The sequence below is a fragment of the Micromonospora sp. NBRC 101691 genome, assembly GCF_030269285.1.
GTDB lineage: Bacteria > Actinomycetota > Actinomycetes > Mycobacteriales > Micromonosporaceae > Micromonospora > Micromonospora echinospora.
The window spans coordinates 294,060-312,190 of the sequence record NZ_BSTB01000003.1 but is presented as its reverse complement, the minus strand read 5'-3'; the positions used below and the strand labels follow the sequence as shown (position 1 = coordinate 312,190).

Here is an 18,131-nt window from a genome sequence, read left to right as displayed (position 1 = left end):
GCCTTCATCTTCTGGCATGGAGCGGCTACGGTCAATGTCCTTCGGTTACCGGTCGGCTACTCGGCGGGGTCGCGTTCGTTGAGCGGGTTGGCTCGCACCCACTCGGCGGTCTCCGCGTACTTGCGCTGGATGTACTCCTCCAGGCGGACGCGTTCCACCCGCCACTGCCCCCGGCCGCCGATCTTGATGGCGGGCAGCTCGCCACTACGGACCATGTGGTACACCTGCGAGTCGGTGACGTTGAGCTCGGCCGCCACGTCGGACAGCAGCAGGAACCTCGGTTCCATGTCAGACCCCTCGCGTTGACGGCGTTTGCCTCAGTTTGCCACCGGTGCGGTCCCGGGCGCACCGGGCTGCGCGGGGATGCCTTCCCGCCGGTCGCCCCCGGTGTACTACGGTCACGGCGTCCGGCACGGCCGGCGTCCCGGCCGGCGGACCGGCCGGGCCTCGAGCGGGGAGAACAGCGTGACCGACGACCGGGTCCGGGTGTACGTGCCGGCGACCGTACCGATGCTGACCCGACTGCGTGACGAGGGCCTGCCGGCCGGCGCGGTGCACGCGGTGACGCCCGGCCTGCGCGAGTGGTACGCCGAGGGTGACGAGGAGGAGTTGGAGTACGTCGCGTTCACCCGGGCCGCCCAGGACGCGCTGCGACTGCTGCACGACGACCCGTCCGCGCCCCGCCGCCGCGTGGTGGTCTCGGTGGACGTGCCGGCCGCGACGCTCGGCCGGCCCGACGGCGAGCTGGGCTCCAGCGCCGTCCACCTGGCCCGGCCCGTCACGCTGAAGGCGGTGGCCGCCCTGCACGTCGACGGCGAGGAGGCGGTCGTGGACGTGACCGCCGCCGTGGCGGTCGTCGACCGGGCCCTCGCCGGTGACGAGGACGCCCAGTTCACGGTCGACGGCGTGGAGGACCACGAACTGGAGTGGTACGACCCCTCCGAGCTGGACCTGCTGCTGCGTACCGTCTCCTGAGCGCCGGCCGGCCACCCGGCGGACCTCGACGCGGCCGTCGGCGGCGTCGGTCGAGCCCTCGGCCGGTCAGCCCTCGGCCGGGTCGGTGCCGTCCGCGTCGCCGGCCGGGGTCGGGCCGAGCGTACGGCCGAACGCGATCATCGCGGTGAGCGCGCCCACGAAGAGCACCCAGATGCCGTTGTCGAGCCGGGAGGTGCCCAGGGTGGTCTGGGCCACCGCGTCCGCCTCGCTGAGCGCGGCGGCCAGGTCGAGCAGGTCGCGTCCGCCGATCCGGATGATCACCTCGGTGAGCAACAGCAGTAGGCCGGACCCGGCGCCGGCCACCAGGTACGCCGGCCACCGGTCGGCCGGCGCGTCCGGGTCCCGCCGCAGCGACCGCCGCCGGGCCAGGTGGAGGTAGCCGAAGGCGACCAGGCCGGTCACCAGCCCGGCGAGCAGGGACTCGGTGCGGGAGACCCACCGGGCCGCCCCGAACATGGCCTCCTGGCTGCCGCCACCGCCGTAGAGCTCGAAGAGCGGGTCGCGGACCCGGCTGAACACCACCACGAAGACCAGGACGGCGAGGGCGGCGGCGACCATGGCCCCGACCACCCTGGCGTTACGGGCGCCGGCCAGCGCGCCACCGACGACGGCGGCTGCGGCGGTGGTGCCGGCGATCACGTTCGTGGTCGCGTTGTCGGCGTAGAAGAGGTTGATCGCCACGGCGGTGAGCAGCCCGACGAGCAGGCCGACCCCGGTGGCCGTGACGAAGCGGAGGGTGGCCCGGTCGACGCCCCGGCGGGCCAGCAGGTTGGTCACCGCGAGCGCGGAGCCACCGCCGGCGACCAGGGCCGCCGAGATCACCCCGGGCAGCGCGTACGCGGAGAGGCTGACCGCCGTGACACCGGCCTGTGCGGAGGTGATCGCGGCCCGGGTGGACCAGAGCATGGCGGTCAGCCAGCCGAGCGCGAGCAGCGCGAGGACGACGGCCGCCGGGGCGAGTGCCGGTGCCCCCGCCGGGACGCCGGTCTCCCCGGTCGACGGGCCGTCGACCGGCTGGTCCGGGTCCGCGGCCGTCGAGCTGCCGGACTGCTGGGTCATCGTCTCCCCTTCGACGCGAACGCGCGCCAGCCCCGCCTCCGACGGGTACGGGCATGGTCTCCGCCGGGTACGGGAAGGTGGCGAGCGGGGTCACCGGCTCCCCAGGGTACGCGCCCGCCCGGGCCGCCCGGCCCGGGTGTGAGCAGGGGTCCCCTGTTACCGCTTTCTGCTGAACAGGGGACCCCTGCAACCACCCGACGGACCCCTGCGACCACCCGACGGACCCCTGCAACCACCCGACGGGCCCCTGCGACCACACCGACCGGGTGGGCCGCGTCCGCGCTAGGTGGGCGGGTTGGGCCGTGGGAGAATCCCGGCAGGTCCCGTCGCCGCGATCCGGTGAGGCGTCACGCCCGGTTGCCGGCCGTCCGGTCGGCGGCTGCGGGTCCGGTTTCGCCACCGCCGTCGAGATCGCCAGGAGCTGTGATGGACGCCGTGTTCTCCGTACCCGAACCGCGTAACGAGCCGGTACGCGCCTACGAGCCGGGCAGTGCCGACCGGGAGCGGCTCACGCGGCGCCTCGCCGAGCTGGCCGCCGAGCGGCTGGACCTGACCATGACCGTCGCCGGTGAGCAGCGGATGGCCGGCGGCGAGCGGATCGACGTGGTGCAGCCGCACCGGCACGCGCACGTGCTGGGGGTCACCGCGCACGCCGACCACGCCGACGCGCGGGCGGCGGTCAAGGCCGCGCTGGACGCGGCTCCGATGTGGCGGGCGTTGCCGTTCGAGGAGCGGGCGGCGATCTTCCTGCGCGCGGCCGAGCTGCTCGCCGGCCCGTGGCGGGACACGCTGAACGCCGCCACCATGCTCGGCCAGTCGAAGACGGCGATCCAGGCGGAGATCGACTCGGCCTGCGAGTTCGTGGACTTCCTCCGGTTCAACGTGCACTTCGCGCGGAGGTTGCTGGAGGAGCAGCCGCTGTCGTCGCCCGGGGTGTGGAACCGGTTCGACCACCGCCCGCTGGAGGGCTTCGTCTACGCGATCACCCCGTTCAACTTCACCGCGATCGCCGGCAACCTGCCCTCGGCGCCGGCGCTGCTCGGCAACACCGTGGTGTGGAAGCCCGCGCCGACCCAGCAGTTCGCGGCGCACTTCACCATGCGCCTGTTCGAGGCGGCGGGTCTGCCGCCCGGTGTGATCAACATGGTCACCGGCCGGGGCGAGGAGGTGTCCGAGGTGGTGCTCGCCGACCCCGACCTGGCCGGCATCCACTTCACCGGTTCGACGAAGGTGTTCCAGCACCTCTGGCGGACCGTCGGGGAGAACATCGCCCGGTACCGGGGCTACCCCCGGCTGGTCGGCGAGACCGGCGGCAAGGACTTCGTGGTGGCGCACTCCAGCGCCGACGTGGACGCGCTGCACACCGCGCTGATCCGGGGCGCCTACGAGTACCAGGGACAGAAGTGTTCGGCGGCGTCGCGGGCGTACGTCCCCCGTTCCATCTGGGAGGGCGGGCTGCGGGACCGGCTGGCCGCCACCGCCGAGTCACTGACCTACGGGGACGTGACCGACCTCTCGAACTTCGGCGGTGCGGTGATCGACTCGAAGGCGTTCGACCGGCACACCGCCGCGTTGGAGCTGATCTCCTCTGACGACAGTTGCCGGGTGCTGGCCGGCGGCACCGCCGACGACTCGGTGGGCTGGTTCGTCCGGCCGACCCTGTTCGAGTGCACCGACGGCACGCACGAGACGTTCACCACCGAGTACTTCGGTCCGATCCTCGGCGTGCACGTCTTCGACGACGCGCGGTTCGACGACGTGGTCGCCCAGGCCGAGTCGGTGGCCCCGTACGCGCTGACCGGGTCCATCTTCGCGACGGACCGCCGGGTGGTGGAGGCCGTCGCGGAGAAGATGCGGTACGCGGCCGGCAACTTCTACGTCAACGACAAGCCGACCGGCGCGGTGGTCGGGCAGCAGCCGTTCGGAGGGGCCCGGGCCAGCGGAACCAACGACAAGGCCGGCTCCTGGCACAACCTGGTTCGCTGGATGTCACCGAGGACCATCAAGGAGACCTTCGTCCCACCGACGGATCACACCTACCCGCACATGGGCTGAGGTCGTCCGGGCGCATCGCGTCCGGACGGTGTCGTCCCGACGGGCCCCGTTCCGCCGCCGATCGGCGGGGCGGGGCCCTCGGCGTGCCGTCGGACTGACCCGTCGAGGCGGAATCTGGGCGAAAACGGACAGGCGGATCCTTGCATCCTGTACCCTGCGTAACCAGATGATCATATAGGTAGGCGTTCTCCAGGCCCCCGAACATATCGATCATCCTCAACGGACTGTCGTCCTCCGACAGTGCACATAGGAAGTCACGGGGTGTGCTGATTGCGCCAAATCCTGGACGCCAGGTCAGCAAAGTGGCAGCGTAATGGGCATGGCGGATTCCGGAATCAACCCCACAGCGGCGGCCCTGCTCGGGCTGCTCCACGAGGGTCCCATGACAGGCGGCCAACTGATGGCCGCCGCCGAGCGCCGGCTGGCGCCCTACTGGTCGATGACCCGCAGTCAGGTCTACCGAGAGTTGCCGGTACTGGCCGAGCGCGGACTCGTACGGATGGGCAAGCCCGGTCCACGCTCCAGCCAGCCGTACGCGATCACCCCCTCCGGGAAGCGGACGTTCTCCCGCTGGCTGGCGGAGGGGCCGGGCAAGGACACCATCCGCAACCCGGTCGCGTTGCGGATCGCCTTCGGCGAACTGCACTCGGCGACCCAGCTGCGCAACCTCTACACCTCGGCGAACGAATACCACGCCGAGGCGCTGGCGCACGTCCGTGAACAGGTGCGCAATGCCAAGAAGGAGGGTGCCTCCTTCGACGCGAGCGCCCTGGAGTTCGCGGTCGCCTACCACAAGGCCGCGCTGACCTGGCTGAAGAACGCCCCGGTCCCCGGCTGAGCGCCGATCCGCCGCCGGGCCCGCCCGCGGACCGTGGGGCCGCACCAGCCCGCTGCCCACCCGCACGACGCCACCACGCACCCGGATCAGGGGCCGGCGACGCCCGCCGCGCCCCTCGCCCGGAAGCTTTCCGCTCCGTCGGCGGGGCTCGCCGGCCAGTCGCCTGCTCCCGCCGGTACGCTTGGCTGTCGTGACCGCTGCCGATTACGCCGAACAGCTCAAGGAACTCGACGCGACCCTGCGCAACATCGAGGCCGTCCTCAACCTCGACCGGCTGCGTGAGGACAAGGCCCGGCTCGAGCAGGCGGCCTCCGCGCCGGACCTGTGGGACGACCAGGCCCGCGCCCAGCAGGTGACCTCGCAGCTGTCGTACGTCAACGGCGAGATCAGCAAGCTGGGCAGCCTGCGGTCCCGGCTCGACGACGCCCGCGTCCTGTTGGAGCTGGCCGAGGCCGAGTCGGATTCCAGCGTGCTCACCGAGGTGGAGAGCGAGATCGCCGGGCTGGGCAAGGCCATCCAGGAGATGGAGGTCCGCACCCTGCTCTCCGGGGAGTACGACTCCCGGGAGGCGCTGGTGGCGATCCGGGCCGGGGCCGGCGGCGTGGACGCGGCGGACTTCGCCGAGATGCTGCTGCGGATGTACCTGCGCTGGGCCGAGCGGCACGGCTACCCGACCGAGGTCTACGAGACCTCGTACGCCGAGGAGGCCGGGCTGAAGTCGGCGACCTTCGCGGTGAAGGTCCCGTACGCGTTCGGCACCCTCAGCGTCGAGTCCGGCACCCACCGGCTGGTCCGCATCAGCCCCTTCGACAACCAGGGGCGGCGGCAGACCAGCTTCGCCGGGGTCGAGGTGCTGCCGGTGGTGGAGCAGACCGACCACATCGACATCCCCGAGAACGAGATGCGGATCGACGTCTACCGGTCCTCGGGGCCGGGCGGCCAGAGCGTCAACACCACCGACTCGGCGGTCCGGATCACCCACATCCCGACCGGCATCGTGGTCACCTGCCAGAACGAGAAGTCCCAACTCCAGAACAAGGCGTCCGCGATGCGGGTGCTCCAGGCCCGGCTGCTGGAGCGCAAGCGCCAGGAGGAGCAGGCCAAGCTGGAGGGGCTGAAGACCGACGCCGCCGGCTCGTGGGGCGACCAGATGCGCTCGTACGTCCTGCACCCGTATCAGATGGTGAAGGATCTGCGTACCGAGCACGAGACGGGCAACCCGACCTCGGTCTTCGACGGTGAGCTGGACGCCTTCATCGAGGCGGGGATCCGGTGGCGGAAGCAGCGGCAGATCGCTGCTGACGCTGCGTGATCGACTCCGGGCGCTGCGCGTTGATCGATTGTCGCGTAACCTACTAAATCGATGACTCCGGACGTGTCGGCGGGGCGTGGGGGACGCCCCGCCCGTCACACGGCGTAGACTCCCTCTCCGTGATTCAGCTTGAGCAAGTGACGAAGACGTACCCGAAGGCGTCCCGCCCGTCGCTCGACAACGTGTCGGTCTCGATCGAGAAGGGCGAGTTCGTCTTCTTCATCGGCCCTTCCGGCTCCGGCAAGTCCACCATCATCAAGCTTCTGCTGCACGAGGTCAGCCCGAACAAGGGGCGGGTCATCGTGAACAGCAAGGACGTCACGTCGATGCGGTCCTGGAAGCGGCCCCAGTTCCGGCGCTCCATCGGCTGTGTGTTCCAGGACTTCCGGCTGCTGCCCAACCGCACCGCGTACGAGAACGTGGCGTTCGCCCTCGAGGTGATCGGTAAGACCAAGGCGGTCGCCCGCCGGGTCGTGCCCGAGGTGCTGGAGCTGGTCGGACTCGGTGGCAAGGAGCACCGGTACCCGCACGAGCTCTCCGGTGGTGAGCAGCAGCGGGTGGCGGTGGCCCGGGCGTTCGTGAACCGGCCGCTGATCCTGCTGGCGGACGAGCCGACCGGAAACCTCGACCCGGACACCTCCATCGAGATCATGCGCCTGCTGGACCGGATCAACCGCACCGGCACCACGGTCGTGATGGTCACGCACGACTCCAACATCGTCAACCAGATGCGCCGCCGGGTCGTCGAGATCGAGAGCGGGCGCATCGTGCGGGACCAGGCCCGCGGCGTCTACGGCTGAGCCTGCCGGCCCGCCGCCCCCAGGCGGGCCTGCGGCTCGCCGCCCCCGGTACGGGGCCCTGCGGCCCGATCTGACGACGAACACTTGCCGGAGACCCGGAGGAATACCCGATGCGCGTTAAATACGTCCTGTCCGAGGTGCTGGTCGGACTGTGGCGCAACGTGACCATGACCATCGCCATGATCATTACGATGGCGGTGTCCCTGACCATGCTCGGCGCCAGCGGTCTGATGTACCGCCAGGTCTCCGACATGAAGGAGCTCTACTACGAGAACATCGAGGTGTCGATCTTCCTCAAGACCGACGTCCCCGCCGAGGCGCGTGACGCGCTCCGCGTCAAGCTGGACGGCGACCCGTTGGTCGAGGAGGTCGTCTACGTCAACAAGGACGAGGCGTACCAGCGCTTCCAGCAGATGTTCCAGGACGCGCCGGACCTGGTCGGCGCCGTCCAGGCGGACGTGCTGCCCGAGTCGTTCCGGCTCAAGCTGACCAATCCGCAGGAGTACCGGTCGATCTACGACCAGTACAAGGACGACGCGGCGGTCGACGAGATCGTCGACCAGAGCGCACTGCTCGACAAGATCTTCAACATCCTGACCGCGATCCAGAACATCGCGCTCGCCGCCGCCGCCGTGATGGCCATCGCGGCTCTCCTCCTGGTCGCCAACACCATCCAGGTCGCGGCGTACAGCAAGCGGCGTGAGGTCGCGGTCATGAAGCTGGTCGGTGCCTCCAACTGGTTCATCCAGGCGCCGTTCGTGCTGGAGGCCGTGGTCGCCGGTCTGATCGGCTCACTACTCGGCCTGCTCGCCCTGGTCGGGGCCAAACAGTTCCTCTTCGACGGGTCGTTGCAGTCGCTCCAGGGCCTGCTCTCCCCGGTCAGTTGGGGCGACATCCTGATCATGTTCCCGCTGATGGCGGGCGTGGGCGGTCTGGTCAGCGCGGTCACCGCCTGGGTCACGCTCCGCTTCTACCTGCGGGTCTAGTCACTCCTGCGGGTCACCTCCGGGCGATGAGGACCCTCCGGCACCGGGAACAAATGGTGCCGGAGGGTCCTTTACGTTCAGGTAGCATGCGGGCTGTCCGCCGGGTCGATCACGAAAGGGGTGTGGGCCGATGCCACGGGAGAAGGGGCGGAAGGTCGTCGCCTCCAACCGCCGGGCCCGGCACGACTACAGCATCCTCGACACGTACGAGGCGGGCATGGCGCTGACCGGCACCGAGGTGAAGTCGCTGCGCGCGGGGCGGGCGTCCCTGGTGGACGCGTTCGCCCAGGAGCGTGACGGGGAGCTCTTCCTGCACGGCATGCACATCCCCGAGTACGTCCAGGGCACGTGGACCAACCACGAGCCCCGGCGGACCCGGAAGCTGCTGCTCAAGCGTCTGGAGATCGACCGGCTGATCGGCAAGAGCCGGGAGGGCGGGCTGACCCTGGTGCCGTTGCAGGTCTACTTCTCCGACGGCTGGGCCAAGGTCGAGATCGGGCTGGCCAAGGGCAAGAAGGCGTACGACAAGCGCCAGGACCTGGCCAAGCGGGACGCGGACCGGGAGATCAACCGGGCGATGGGCCGGCGCGGTAAGGGAATGTCTGAGTGATTCGTCCCCGTTTGTCCGGCTGGCTGGCGCGGGGAGGGGCTCGGGATGAAACCCGTTGCGGCAGGCGTTAGGCTTGGTGGAGCTGCCGACAGGGGCAGCCATTCGAGGGGGTGACTGGTTTCGACTTCGTGCGTGGCGTCAGGGGAAGCGAGCCGAGGAAGCCGACGTCGTCTCGTGAATCGGTCGTCGGAAACCAATAAGCGCCAAGAACAATCGCGCTGACTTCGCTCTCGCCGCCTGAGGCGAGTAGCAAGTCTGTCGGCCTGGGAGCGCCTTCGACCCAGTTAGCCGGCATCAGCTAGGAGGCTGGCCAATCGGACCCGGTCGCGGGGTCCGTGCGGCGAGATGAATCAGCGACTGGGCCCGTCACACCGACTCGCTCGCGTGATCGGAGGGGCCGAGTAGAGGCACAGCGAGCTGCGCTCGGAGAAGCCCTGACAAGGCGGCGAAGGACCCGGGTTCGATTCCCGGCACCTCCACCAGCATCGCGATGCGCCCCGGTCCCACCAGCGGACCGGGGCGCATCGCCGTCTGCGGGGAGTCGTCGGCACATCGCGGTCGGTGGGAACCGGGAACGCCCCGGCGTACGTCGAACCGGCATGCGTCGACGAGTGACTCTGCTGCTGGGCCTGCCGATCATGCTGGCCCTGACCGGCTGCGCCCAGAACGGGGCCACGCCGGCCGAACCGGAGGACCGCTGGGAGTCGTTCCAGCGGCGGGCCGCCGAGGTGGCCGAGGCGTGGCAGCCCGGCCCCGCCTGGACGACCAGCTACATCCCGTTGGAGAGCCCCACCGTCCTCGCCGGTGATCCGAAGTTCACCCCCGAGAGCGAGCAGGCCTTCCAGGCCGGCTGGTACCGGGAGCAGGTCCCGATCCCCACGGCCCGCCCGGCGGAGGGCACGGTCAGCTTCCCGGACGGCACGCTGAAGGTGCCGCTGCTCAGCGCCGCCGAGGCGTACCGGCAGCTGGACCTGGGGGACCCGCCGCCGTGCGAGGGGCGGCCCAAGGTCCCCGGACCGACGGTCGAGCCGGGCCCGGACGGGCCGGTCGCCGGCACCTCCACGGTGGTGTCCTGCACGCCGCTGACCGTCACCGGGGTCAAGCTCGGCACCACCGAGCTGCGCACCAGCCGGGGCGAGGCCACCGTGCCGGCCTGGCTGTTCACCGTCGAGGAACTCGCCGTACCGGTCGCCCGGGTGGCCGTGGCGCCCAGCGCGGTCACCGCCGTACCGGACGGCGGTGGACCGAGCGGGACGCCGGCCCCGGAACTGGCCGCCGCCCAGAACGTCGTCTCCGCCGAGGGCACCGAGCTGACCTGGCGGGTCGGCGTGGGAGCCTGCGACACCGGAATCGAGCCGCTGGTCGCCGAGTTCGACGACGTGGTGGTGGTCGGTGCCGGGGTGGTCCGGAGCACCGGGGTCTGCACCGACCAGTTGAAGCTGGAACCGGTCAGCGCGACGCTCAAGGCACCGCTCGGCGCCCGTACCGTGCTGGACGTGGTGAACGGGGGGCCGGTGTCGCTGCTCGGCGGATGACCACCTGAGGGGCGGACGCGTGGGCGACCGGCGCGGACCGCCCCCTCGGGCCGCTCAGAGCAGCGGCGGCACCTCGGTGTCGATCGGCACCGGGACGACCGTGGGGCGGTCGGCGCGCAGGCCGGCGGCCACCGCCGTGGCGATCTCGTCCGGGGTGCCGGCCACCGCCGTGGCGCAGCCGTAGCCGCCCGCGATCGCGGTGACGTCCAGCCCGGGCAGGTCCAGTCCGGGCACGCCCGGGGTCTGCTTGTGCGCGGCGAACGCCTTGAGGATGGCGTACTGGCGGTTGACCGGGACCAGCACGACCAGTGGCAGGCGCAGCTGGGCGGCGGTCCACAGGGCCTGCACCGAGTAGTGGAAGGAGCCGTCCCCGACCACCGCCACCACCGGCCGGTCGCGCCCGGTGTCCCGTTCGGCGAGCGCGATGCCCACCGCGGCGGGCAACCCGAAACCCAACCCGCCACTGGCCATGGTGAAGTACGACGCCGGTCGACGGATCCGCAGGTGCCGACGCAACGCGGCCAGGTTGGACGGTGACTCCTGCACGAGCACCCCGTCGGCGGGCCAGAGACCGCCCAGCGTGGCGAAGAACGCGTCCGCGCTCAGCGGCGCCCCGGTCTCCGGTGGCGGCGGATCCGGACGGGGCGGCGGTGGCGTCCGTCGGGCCGGGGGCAACAGGTCGTGCAGCGCCTCGGCGGCCAGGCGGGCGTCGCCGAGCAGGCTGTCCCCGACCGGGGCGCGGGCCGCCTCCCCGGGATCGTCGGTGACGTGCAGCAGCCGGGCTCCCGGCGGCAGGTGGTCGCCCGGAACGTGGGGGTAGTAGCGGAACACCGGCGCGCCGAGCACCAGCACCGTGTCGTGCCCGCGTAGCCGCTCGGCGAGCGGGCCGATGGCGAACGGGAGGACCCCCCGGAACTGGGGATGGTCCTCGGGGAAGACGGCCCGTTCCGGGGCCGGGGCGGACCAGACCGGGCAGGCGAGCCGCTCGGCCAGGGCGACCGCCGCCGGCCACCCGTCCGCGCGGTCCACGGCCGCGCCGAGCACCAGCACCGGATCGCGGCTGCCGGCCAGGATCCCGGCGAACTCCCGCAGCCGGTCCGGATCGGGCGCGACACGGGTCGCCACGGTACGCACCTGTGGTGGCGGGTCCGCCGGCTGGTGCCAGTCGTCCAGCGGCAGGGAGAGGTAGACCGGCCCGGCCGGCGGCTGCACCGCCGTGGCGTACGCCCGCATCAGCGCCGCCGGGACGTCCTGCGGGCGGGCCGGTTCGTGGCTCCACTTGACGTACGGGTGGGGAAGCTCGACGGCCCGGGGGCTGGCCAGGCGCGGCTCGGTCAGCAGCATCTGCCGGGTCTGCTGGCCGGCGGTGACGACCAGCGGCGTGCGGTTGTGCCAGGCGGTGACCAGGTTGCCCATGCCGTTACCGGTGCCCGGCGCGGTGTGCAGGTTGACGTGCGCGGGCCGGCGGGTGGCCTGGGCGTACCCGTCGGCCATCGCCACCGCGGACGCCTCCTGGAGGGCGTGCACGTACCGGAAGTCCGCCGGGAAGTCCTGGAGGAACGGTTGCTCGGTGGAGCCGGGGTTGCCGAAGACGGTGGTCATGCCGAGGGCGCGGAGCAGTTCGTAGCTGGTGTCGCGGACCGTCGCCATCGCCTCGGCCCCCCGTGCCCTCGTCCGGTGGTCGGGGCGGCCTGCGGGGCTGCCCCGACCGGACGAATCTAACCAACGTGGGAGGGGATCACGCCGGCAATCTGCCAATGCCCCCCTCGGGGGCGACGCTGGTCAGGGCAGCGGGAAGGGCAGCTTGATGCCGTCCAGCGCGGCGCCGCACGTGCACTCCCGTTCGGCGGGGAGGGCGGCGACCGCGTCCAGCAGGATCTCCCGCAGCCGGTCGGTGTTCTCGCCGAAGACCCGGAACACCTCCTCGTGGGTCACCGCGTGGCCGCCCTCCACCCCGGCGTCCAGGTCGGTGACCAGGGCGATGGAGGTGTAGCAGAGCGCCAGCTCACGGGCGAGGACGGCCTCCGGGTGCCCGGTCATGTTGACCACCGAACCACCGATCGCGGTGAACCAGCGGGACTCGGCACGGGTGGAGAAGCGCGGTCCCTCGACCACCACCACCGTGCCGCCGTCGACCGCCGACACCCCCCGGCCGGCCGCCGCGTCCAGCAGCGTGCGCCGCCCGGCGGGGCAGTACGGGTCGGCGAAGGAGACGTGCACCGCGCCCCGGTCGTAGTAGGTCTGCGTCCGGCCGCTGGTCCGGTCGATCAGCTGGTCCGGCACCACGAAGGTGCCCGGACCCAGCTCCGGCCGGAGCCCACCGACCGCGCAGGGCGCCAGCACCCGGCGCACCCCGAGGGACCGCAGCGCCCACAGGTTGGCCCGGTAGGGAATCAGGTGCGGCGGGTGCCGGTGGTCGCGTCCGTGCCGGGGCAGGAAGGCCACCGGCCGACCGGCCACCTCGGCGACGGTGATGGCGTCCGACGGTGGCCCGTACGGCGTCTCCACCCGGTGTTCCACAGCGTTGTCGAGGAGGGCGTAGAGGCCCGATCCACCGATGACCGCAATCTCCGCCGTAGGATCCATCGATTCTCCCCAAACTCGTAGCACTACCGGCCGGTCAGACCTTAGCCACCGTGCAAGGTGCAGGCTATGGTGCCAGGCATGGCGTTGAGAACACGGACGCTCCCGGTGCACCGGGTCGACCCGGTGCACTCGGCGACGTCCTGGCAGGAGGTTCCGCAGGTGGCGTGACCGCGTCGCGGCACGGTTAGGGGATGGGCGGTATGCAGGGAGAGGGACAGGCGATCGGCGGTCGTTCGATGGCGTCGATGACCGGGCAGTTGCTGGTCGCGACCCCGGCTCTGAAGGATCCCAACTTCGACCGCACCGTCGTGCTGCTGGTCGCGCACGAGCCCGGTGGGGCGCTGGGGGTGGTGCTCAACCGGGCCACCGAGGTGCCCGTCTCCGACGTGCTCGGCGACTGGAGCGCGCTGGCCCGGGATCCGGCGGTGCTCTTCGAGGGCGGCCCGGTGCAACCCGACTCGGCGATCTGCCTGGCCCGGATGCGCCATCCGGTCCGCCGGCTCAAGGGCTTCCACCAGGTGCTCGGCGCGGTGGGCACGATCGACCTCTCCGTCGACCCGGAGCGGATGCGGGAGAACGTCTCCGGCATCCGGGTCTTCGCCGGCTACTCCGGCTGGGGTGCCGGGCAGCTGGAGCAGGAGATCGAGGAGGGCTCCTGGCTCGTCCTGGACGCCCTGCCCGGCGACGCCTTCGTCGACCGTCCCGACGACCTGTGGCCGATGGTGCTGCGCCGGCAGGGCGGGATGATGGCGGCCGTGGCCCACTTCCCGCCGGACGTGTCGCTCAACTGACCCAGGGGGGCACCCCCGCGAGATGACCATGCGCGCCGGTGTGTGTATAGTTTCGTCCGTGCCCGGGCGACCGGGGACACCGGCAAGGGGCCGTGGCGCAGCTGGTAGCGCACCACACTGGCAGTGTGGGGGTCAGGGGTTCGAGTCCCCTCGGCTCCACCCTTGTGAAACGCCCTGGTACGGGACGGTATCCCGAACCAGGGCGTTCGTTGCGTCCGGCCTGCTGACGCCGCGAACCGCGCGCGGCCACCGCACGGGCTCGGGGAGCCCTTGGTCGACCGTTAACCTCTGTTTGGAAACGCCTTAACGGTCGACTCGGAATGCTGGATCCGTGCGATGTCTCCGAGCCACTGCGCAGCGAAGGTGGGATCGTCGTTGAGCGCAACCACGTTCATCAGTCTGGCGATCGCGTTGGTCACGGTGGCGGTCGCCTTCGGAGTCGTGGTCTGCGCGCGACCGGCCGTACGCCGAGTTCGCGCACGCGCGGGCCGCAGACGACTGGCACTCTGGCTCGACGAGAATCCGACGGCACGGGGCCTGCTCGTCCTCGCTGCGGGCGCGGCGTCAGCGTTTACGCTGATCATGGCTTTCCTGGAGATCCTGGACGGGGTGCTCGACAACGACGACTTCACGGTCGTCGATCGGCCGGTCGTCGAGTGGATAGCCGATCGGCGCACCGCAGGCGTCGACACTGTCGTGGTGCTCGTCACCGACATCGGCGGCAAGGTACTGCTCGCCAGCGTCCTCGTCGTAGCGGCCAGCGCTGTCGCGCTGCGGCTGCGATCGTGGCGGCCCGTCGTGCTCGCCGCCATCGCTGGCGGCGGCGGGGCAGTGCTCGTGGCGGGCATCAAGGTGCTGATCGGCCGTGACCGGCCCGATCCGCTGCACCGGGCGGTGTTCGAATCCGGGTTCTCGTTCCCGTCCGGGCACACGGCCAGCACGCTGGTCATCCTCGGCACGGTGGCATGGCTGGTCTCCATGGTGACGGCCAGCCGTACCCTGCGGGCCACGGCCTGGACGGCCGCCGGCATCCTCGCCGTGGCGGTGGGCCTGTCACGGGTGTATCTCGGTGTGCACTACCTCAGCGATGTCCTGGCCGGCTGGATGCTCGGAGCCTGCTGGCTGGTGACGGTGGCGATAGCCGCACGGCTGCCGGAGACGGCGATCCTTCCCGTCGCGCGCCTGCTACCCGCTCCGGGACGGGTAGCAGGCGCCGCGCTTCGCCCCGTCGTCACCTCTGCCATCGCCGCTCTGAGCGCCTTGGCGGCGATCTTCGGCGCGGTGAGCGTCGCGGCGATCACCTGAACCACGTCGGTAGCCGAGGCGCCGACTCGCCCGCGACCGTGTGGTGGGCGGAACGGTGACCCAGCCTCCTGCTCGGGGAGGCCGACGACAGCCCATCGTCCCTTCGTCGGCACGTGATCAGCCCCAGCGGCGGAGCGCGTCCGCCACGACGGCGTCGACGGAGTCGGCGGCGGCGCGGATGTCGGCCACGGTGAACGTGACCGGCTCGTCCCGCCGCCAGCGCAGTGCCCGGTCGGCCAGCGGCCCGTAGGCGGGGAGGATCCCGGCCAGGTAGGCGGCGGCACCGGCCTTCGAGACGACGTCCCCGTGGGCCAGCGTGAAGTGCAGCCGGGCCGGGCCGAGCACCAACCACGCCAGACCTGCCGCGCCCACCCGGGTCCGCTCGGCCGGCAGGTCGTCCGGTGTCGCGTCGACGGCTGCCCGCGCGGCCGCCGCCAACGGCTGCCAGTACGTCCGCAGGTTGTCCAGGTTGAAGCGGCGCAGCCCGTCGGGGTCGACGGTCAGCCCCAGTTCCGGCACGGCCGGGCCCCGGACCGCCCTTCCGTACCGGGCGAGCAGCAGCCACAACACGGGGTTGAGGTCGCCGCAGGGCTGGTCGGCCCGGAACTCCCCGTCGACGGCGAACGGGACCACCCGGGCGTCGGCGGGCTGCTGGCGGAAGGTCTCCCGGTCGAGGTACACGCCGCCCAGGGGTGGCTCCGGCGGCAGGTCGGCGTGCACGGCGGCCAGGGCGGCGAGGTCCCCGGACGTCGGGCGGCGGGCCGTGACGATCACCGTGTCGATGTCACTGTGGCCCGGCTGGTACGCCCCGAGCACGACCGAGCCGGTGAGGTACAGCATCTCGACGAACCCGGGCAGGGCCGCGTCGACTGCGGTCAGGTACCGGGCGACCGTCTGCTCCACTGTCTCCACCGGGAGAACGTAGCAGCGCCCTTCCGGGGCGGGCCCTCGCGACGGTGTCCGCGACAGGGTGGTTCCCGGGCAGCTTAGCCCGGTTCCCGCTGCCCGGGGCACTGACGTTTACCAGGGGCGTGAACACCGCAAATGCTGCCATGTTTCTCCAAGCTTCCCAGCCTGCCATCAACCGGTCGGGCGTTGGACCGCGACGAAGGGAGTTCGCATGACGCCGTTCCGTCGGGTACCGCCGGAGGCGCCGCGTACCCGGTTCTCCGCGCGGTACGACCGCTTCGCCGACGCCTTCGGCGCGGACCGGATCGTGGGCCGGTGGGAACTCGCGCGGGCCCTCGACGTGCCGCCGCACGCCCCCTGGGCCGCCGTGCCGCACGCGGTCGGTGACCTTCCGGCGGACCTGTCCTTCGTGACGTCCACCAGCCACGGGATCGTGGTGTGGGCCGACGGCCGGCCGAGGATGCTCTCGCCGGGGCGGCACTTCGGTCTGACCCTGCGCGACGGGCGGCTCTACGCGTTCCAGATCACCGGCCGGCACGGCCGGATCGTCTCCTTCCCCCTCGGTCCCGACCATGTCCCGGAGCCGGGCGGGGGATGGCGAATGGTCACCCACCTCTACGGGCTCAGCCGCTGGGTCCACCAGATCGACTTCGTCGACGACGACCTGGTCGTGGTCGACACCCTGCGCAACCGGCTGCTGTGCTACCCGGACGTCGACCGCCGGTCCGGCCGGCACTGGTCGACCGCCCACCGCACGGTCCAGCTGACCCCCGCCGACCGCAGGGGACGGGCCTCCCCGCACTACCGGCACTTCAACTCCGTCTACCGGCACGGGGACACGATCTACGTCGTGGCGCACAACCACAGCGCCGGAACCGGCCGCAAGAGCGACGTCTGGCTGCTGGACGAGGGGTTCCGGTTGCGGGAGATCGTCCCGGCCGGGGGGATGTGCTGTCACAACGTGGTGATCCACGAGCGGGGCATGCTCGTCTGCCGGTCGGTCGAGCAGACCGTCGCGCTGGACGGTGTCGACCTGTTGACCACCGAGGGCTTCGGTCGCGGTCTCGCCTACGACGGCCGGCACCTGCTGGTCGGCGCGTCGCTGTTCGCCGAGGAGTACGCCGACCGCGACCACGACGACGGTTTCGTCGACGTGTACTCCGCCGACTTCACCCTGCTCGGCCGGGTGGTCTTCCCTCGCTCCTCGATCCGGGACATCCGGCTCCTTGCCGGGGACCGGGGGCTGAGCAACCATTCCCGGAAGGAGGCGGGACCGAACGGGCGAGATCACGTCTGATCCGCGGACGAACCCTTCCCCTCGGCGATCATTAAGGTTAGCCTTACCTAAGGGAGGTGGATCATGGGATTCGCGGCGGAACTGCGGGAGCGCACCAGGCCGGACCACCGGGTGGCGCAGCACCTCGGGTACTTCGACGCCCTGCTCGGCGGCCAGCTGGACCGGGGCGGTTACGCGGCCCTGCCCGAGCAGCTCTTCGTCGTCTACCAGACGCTCGAAGAGGCGGCGGAGGTCATGCGGACCGACCCGGTCGCCGGCCCCTTCGTCACCGACGCGCTGCACCGGGCACCGTCCCTCGCGGCGGACCTGGAGTTCCTGCACGGCCCGGACTGGGCCGAGCGGATCGTGCCGGGGGCGGCCACCCTGGAGTACCGGGCCCGGCTGCGGGAGATCGCCTTCACCTGGCCGGCGGGATACGTCGCGCACCACTACACCCGGTACCTCGGTGACCTCTCCGGCGGGCAGGTGATGCTGCGCGCGGTGCAGCGGTCGTTCGGGCTCGCCGAGGACGGCGTCCGGTTCTTCCTCTTCCCCGGCATCGAGGCGCGGACCTTCAAGGAGCACTACCGAAACCTCCTCGACGAGGTGCCCTGGGACGAGGTGGAGCGGCAGCGCTTCCTGGACGAGGTCTCGCTCGCCTACCGGCTGAACACCGCGATGCTGGCCGAACTCGGCCGGACCGTGCTGCCGGGGGCCGCCGCGTGACGACCTTCGGGCCGGACGTGGTCGCCGCGGTGACCCGGCACATGAACGACGACCACGCCGACGACTGCCGGCTGATCTGCCAGGGCCTCGGCGGCCAGCCCCGGGCCACCGAGGCGCGGATGTCCGGGATGGACGACGAGGCGATGGAGTTCGTCGCCACCGTCGACGGCGCGCCGGTGCCGGTCCGGATCCCGTTCCGCAGCCGGCTCACCGAGCGGCGTCAGATCCGCGCCGAGGCGGCCTGGATGTACCGGGAGGCGTGCGGGAAGCTGGGGATCACGCCCCGCGCCGACGCCTCCTGAGGCCACCGCCCGCCACCGCACCGAACACCGCCGCCAGACCGCCCG

At 71.6% G+C, this 18,131-nt stretch carries 18 protein-coding genes, 1 tRNA gene and 1 other RNA gene; 15 read left to right on the top strand and 5 right to left on the bottom strand.

Going from position 1 to position 18,131, the window contains the following annotated elements:
* Window positions 1–56: 56 nt before the first annotated feature.
* A complete protein-coding gene (locus tag QSK20_RS08120) occupies window positions 57–287 on the bottom strand; it encodes a helix-turn-helix domain-containing protein (RefSeq protein WP_285787951.1) in 231 nt (76 codons plus the stop codon).
* A gap of 178 nt (window positions 288–465) precedes the next feature.
* Here QSK20_RS08120 and QSK20_RS08115 point away from each other — a divergent pair, with 178 nt between their 5' ends.
* Window positions 466–975, top strand: a complete 510-nt coding sequence (locus tag QSK20_RS08115; RefSeq protein ID WP_285787950.1) for a DUF6912 family protein — start codon at window positions 466–468, stop codon at window positions 973–975.
* A gap of 66 nt (window positions 976–1,041) precedes the next feature.
* On the opposite strand, the gene QSK20_RS08110 is transcribed toward QSK20_RS08115, so the two are convergent.
* The gene (locus QSK20_RS08110; RefSeq protein WP_285787949.1) at window positions 1,042–2,055 is read right to left on the bottom strand and encodes a hypothetical protein; all 1,014 of its coding nucleotides are present in this window, start codon (window positions 2,053–2,055) and stop codon (window positions 1,042–1,044) included.
* Between the two features lie 426 nt (window positions 2,056–2,481).
* On the opposite strand from QSK20_RS08110, the gene pruA reads away from it, so the two are divergent.
* The 8 genes from pruA (at window position 2,482) to QSK20_RS08070 (ending at window position 10,191) form a co-directional block, all read left to right on the top strand.
* Window positions 2,482–4,110, top strand: coding sequence for an L-glutamate gamma-semialdehyde dehydrogenase (gene pruA / locus QSK20_RS08105; RefSeq protein ID WP_285787948.1), 1,629 nt, complete (start codon window positions 2,482–2,484; stop codon window positions 4,108–4,110).
* A 319-nt stretch (window positions 4,111–4,429) separates the two neighbouring features.
* Window positions 4,430–4,948: a PadR family transcriptional regulator gene (locus tag QSK20_RS08100; protein ID WP_088985282.1), complete on the top strand. Its 519-nt coding sequence runs from the start codon at window positions 4,430–4,432 to the stop codon at window positions 4,946–4,948.
* A gap of 190 nt (window positions 4,949–5,138) precedes the next feature.
* Window positions 5,139–6,260 (top strand): peptide chain release factor 2, encoded by a 1,122-nt coding sequence (prfB, locus tag QSK20_RS08095; protein WP_285787947.1) that lies wholly within the window; start codon window positions 5,139–5,141, stop codon window positions 6,258–6,260.
* 119 nt (window positions 6,261–6,379) lie between these two features.
* Window positions 6,380–7,060, top strand: a complete 681-nt coding sequence (ftsE, locus tag QSK20_RS08090) for a cell division ATP-binding protein FtsE (RefSeq protein WP_088980521.1) — start codon at window positions 6,380–6,382, stop codon at window positions 7,058–7,060.
* A 110-nt stretch (window positions 7,061–7,170) separates the two neighbouring features.
* Window positions 7,171–8,046, top strand: coding sequence for a permease-like cell division protein FtsX (gene ftsX / locus QSK20_RS08085; protein ID WP_285787946.1), 876 nt, complete (start codon window positions 7,171–7,173; stop codon window positions 8,044–8,046).
* A gap of 130 nt (window positions 8,047–8,176) precedes the next feature.
* Window positions 8,177–8,656, top strand: a complete 480-nt coding sequence (gene smpB, locus QSK20_RS08080) for an SsrA-binding protein SmpB (protein WP_285787945.1) — start codon at window positions 8,177–8,179, stop codon at window positions 8,654–8,656.
* Window positions 8,657–8,762: 106 nt separating this feature from the next.
* Window positions 8,763–9,138: a transfer-messenger RNA gene (gene ssrA, locus QSK20_RS08075) on the top strand.
* Window positions 9,139–9,255: 117 nt separating this feature from the next.
* Window positions 9,256–10,191, top strand: a complete 936-nt coding sequence (locus QSK20_RS08070) for a hypothetical protein (protein WP_285787944.1) — start codon at window positions 9,256–9,258, stop codon at window positions 10,189–10,191.
* A gap of 54 nt (window positions 10,192–10,245) precedes the next feature.
* On the opposite strand, the gene mdlC is transcribed toward QSK20_RS08070, so the two are convergent.
* Window positions 10,246–11,841, bottom strand: a complete 1,596-nt coding sequence (gene mdlC / locus QSK20_RS08065) for a benzoylformate decarboxylase (RefSeq protein ID WP_285787943.1) — start codon at window positions 11,839–11,841, stop codon at window positions 10,246–10,248.
* 132 nt (window positions 11,842–11,973) lie between these two features.
* On the bottom strand, window positions 11,974–12,777 hold the full coding sequence (locus QSK20_RS08060) for an S-methyl-5'-thioadenosine phosphorylase (protein WP_285787942.1): 804 nt from the start codon (window positions 12,775–12,777) through the stop codon (window positions 11,974–11,976).
* A 200-nt stretch (window positions 12,778–12,977) separates the two neighbouring features.
* Here QSK20_RS08060 and QSK20_RS08055 point away from each other — a divergent pair, with 200 nt between their 5' ends.
* The 3 genes from QSK20_RS08055 to QSK20_RS08045 all read left to right on the top strand — a co-directional run bounded on the left by QSK20_RS08055 (window position 12,978) and on the right by QSK20_RS08045 (window position 14,873).
* Window positions 12,978–13,568, top strand: a complete 591-nt coding sequence (locus tag QSK20_RS08055) for a YqgE/AlgH family protein (protein ID WP_285788066.1) — start codon at window positions 12,978–12,980, stop codon at window positions 13,566–13,568.
* A gap of 86 nt (window positions 13,569–13,654) precedes the next feature.
* A tRNA-Ala gene (locus tag QSK20_RS08050) sits at window positions 13,655–13,727 on the top strand.
* Window positions 13,728–13,943: 216 nt separating this feature from the next.
* Window positions 13,944–14,873, top strand: a complete 930-nt coding sequence (locus QSK20_RS08045; protein ID WP_285787941.1) for a phosphatase PAP2 family protein — start codon at window positions 13,944–13,946, stop codon at window positions 14,871–14,873.
* A gap of 117 nt (window positions 14,874–14,990) precedes the next feature.
* On the opposite strand, the gene QSK20_RS08040 is transcribed toward QSK20_RS08045, so the two are convergent.
* On the bottom strand, window positions 14,991–15,785 hold the full coding sequence (locus QSK20_RS08040; protein WP_285787940.1) for a nucleotidyltransferase domain-containing protein: 795 nt from the start codon (window positions 15,783–15,785) through the stop codon (window positions 14,991–14,993).
* Between the two features lie 208 nt (window positions 15,786–15,993).
* Between QSK20_RS08040 and QSK20_RS08035 the strand changes: the two genes are divergently transcribed.
* The 3 genes from QSK20_RS08035 (at window position 15,994) to QSK20_RS08025 (ending at window position 18,086) form a co-directional block, all read left to right on the top strand.
* Entirely contained in the window at window positions 15,994–17,079 is a 1,086-nt protein-coding gene (locus tag QSK20_RS08035; protein WP_285787939.1) for a hypothetical protein, read from the top strand.
* A gap of 63 nt (window positions 17,080–17,142) precedes the next feature.
* Window positions 17,143–17,784 carry a biliverdin-producing heme oxygenase gene (locus tag QSK20_RS08030; RefSeq protein ID WP_285787938.1) on the top strand — a complete coding sequence of 214 codons (642 nt, stop codon included), beginning with the start codon at window positions 17,143–17,145 and terminating at the stop codon, window positions 17,782–17,784.
* Window positions 17,781–18,086, top strand: a complete 306-nt coding sequence (locus QSK20_RS08025) for a DUF2470 domain-containing protein (RefSeq protein ID WP_285787937.1) — start codon at window positions 17,781–17,783, stop codon at window positions 18,084–18,086. Before QSK20_RS08030 ends, QSK20_RS08025 begins: the two co-directional genes overlap by 4 nt.
* Window positions 18,087–18,131: the final 45 nt, after the last annotated feature.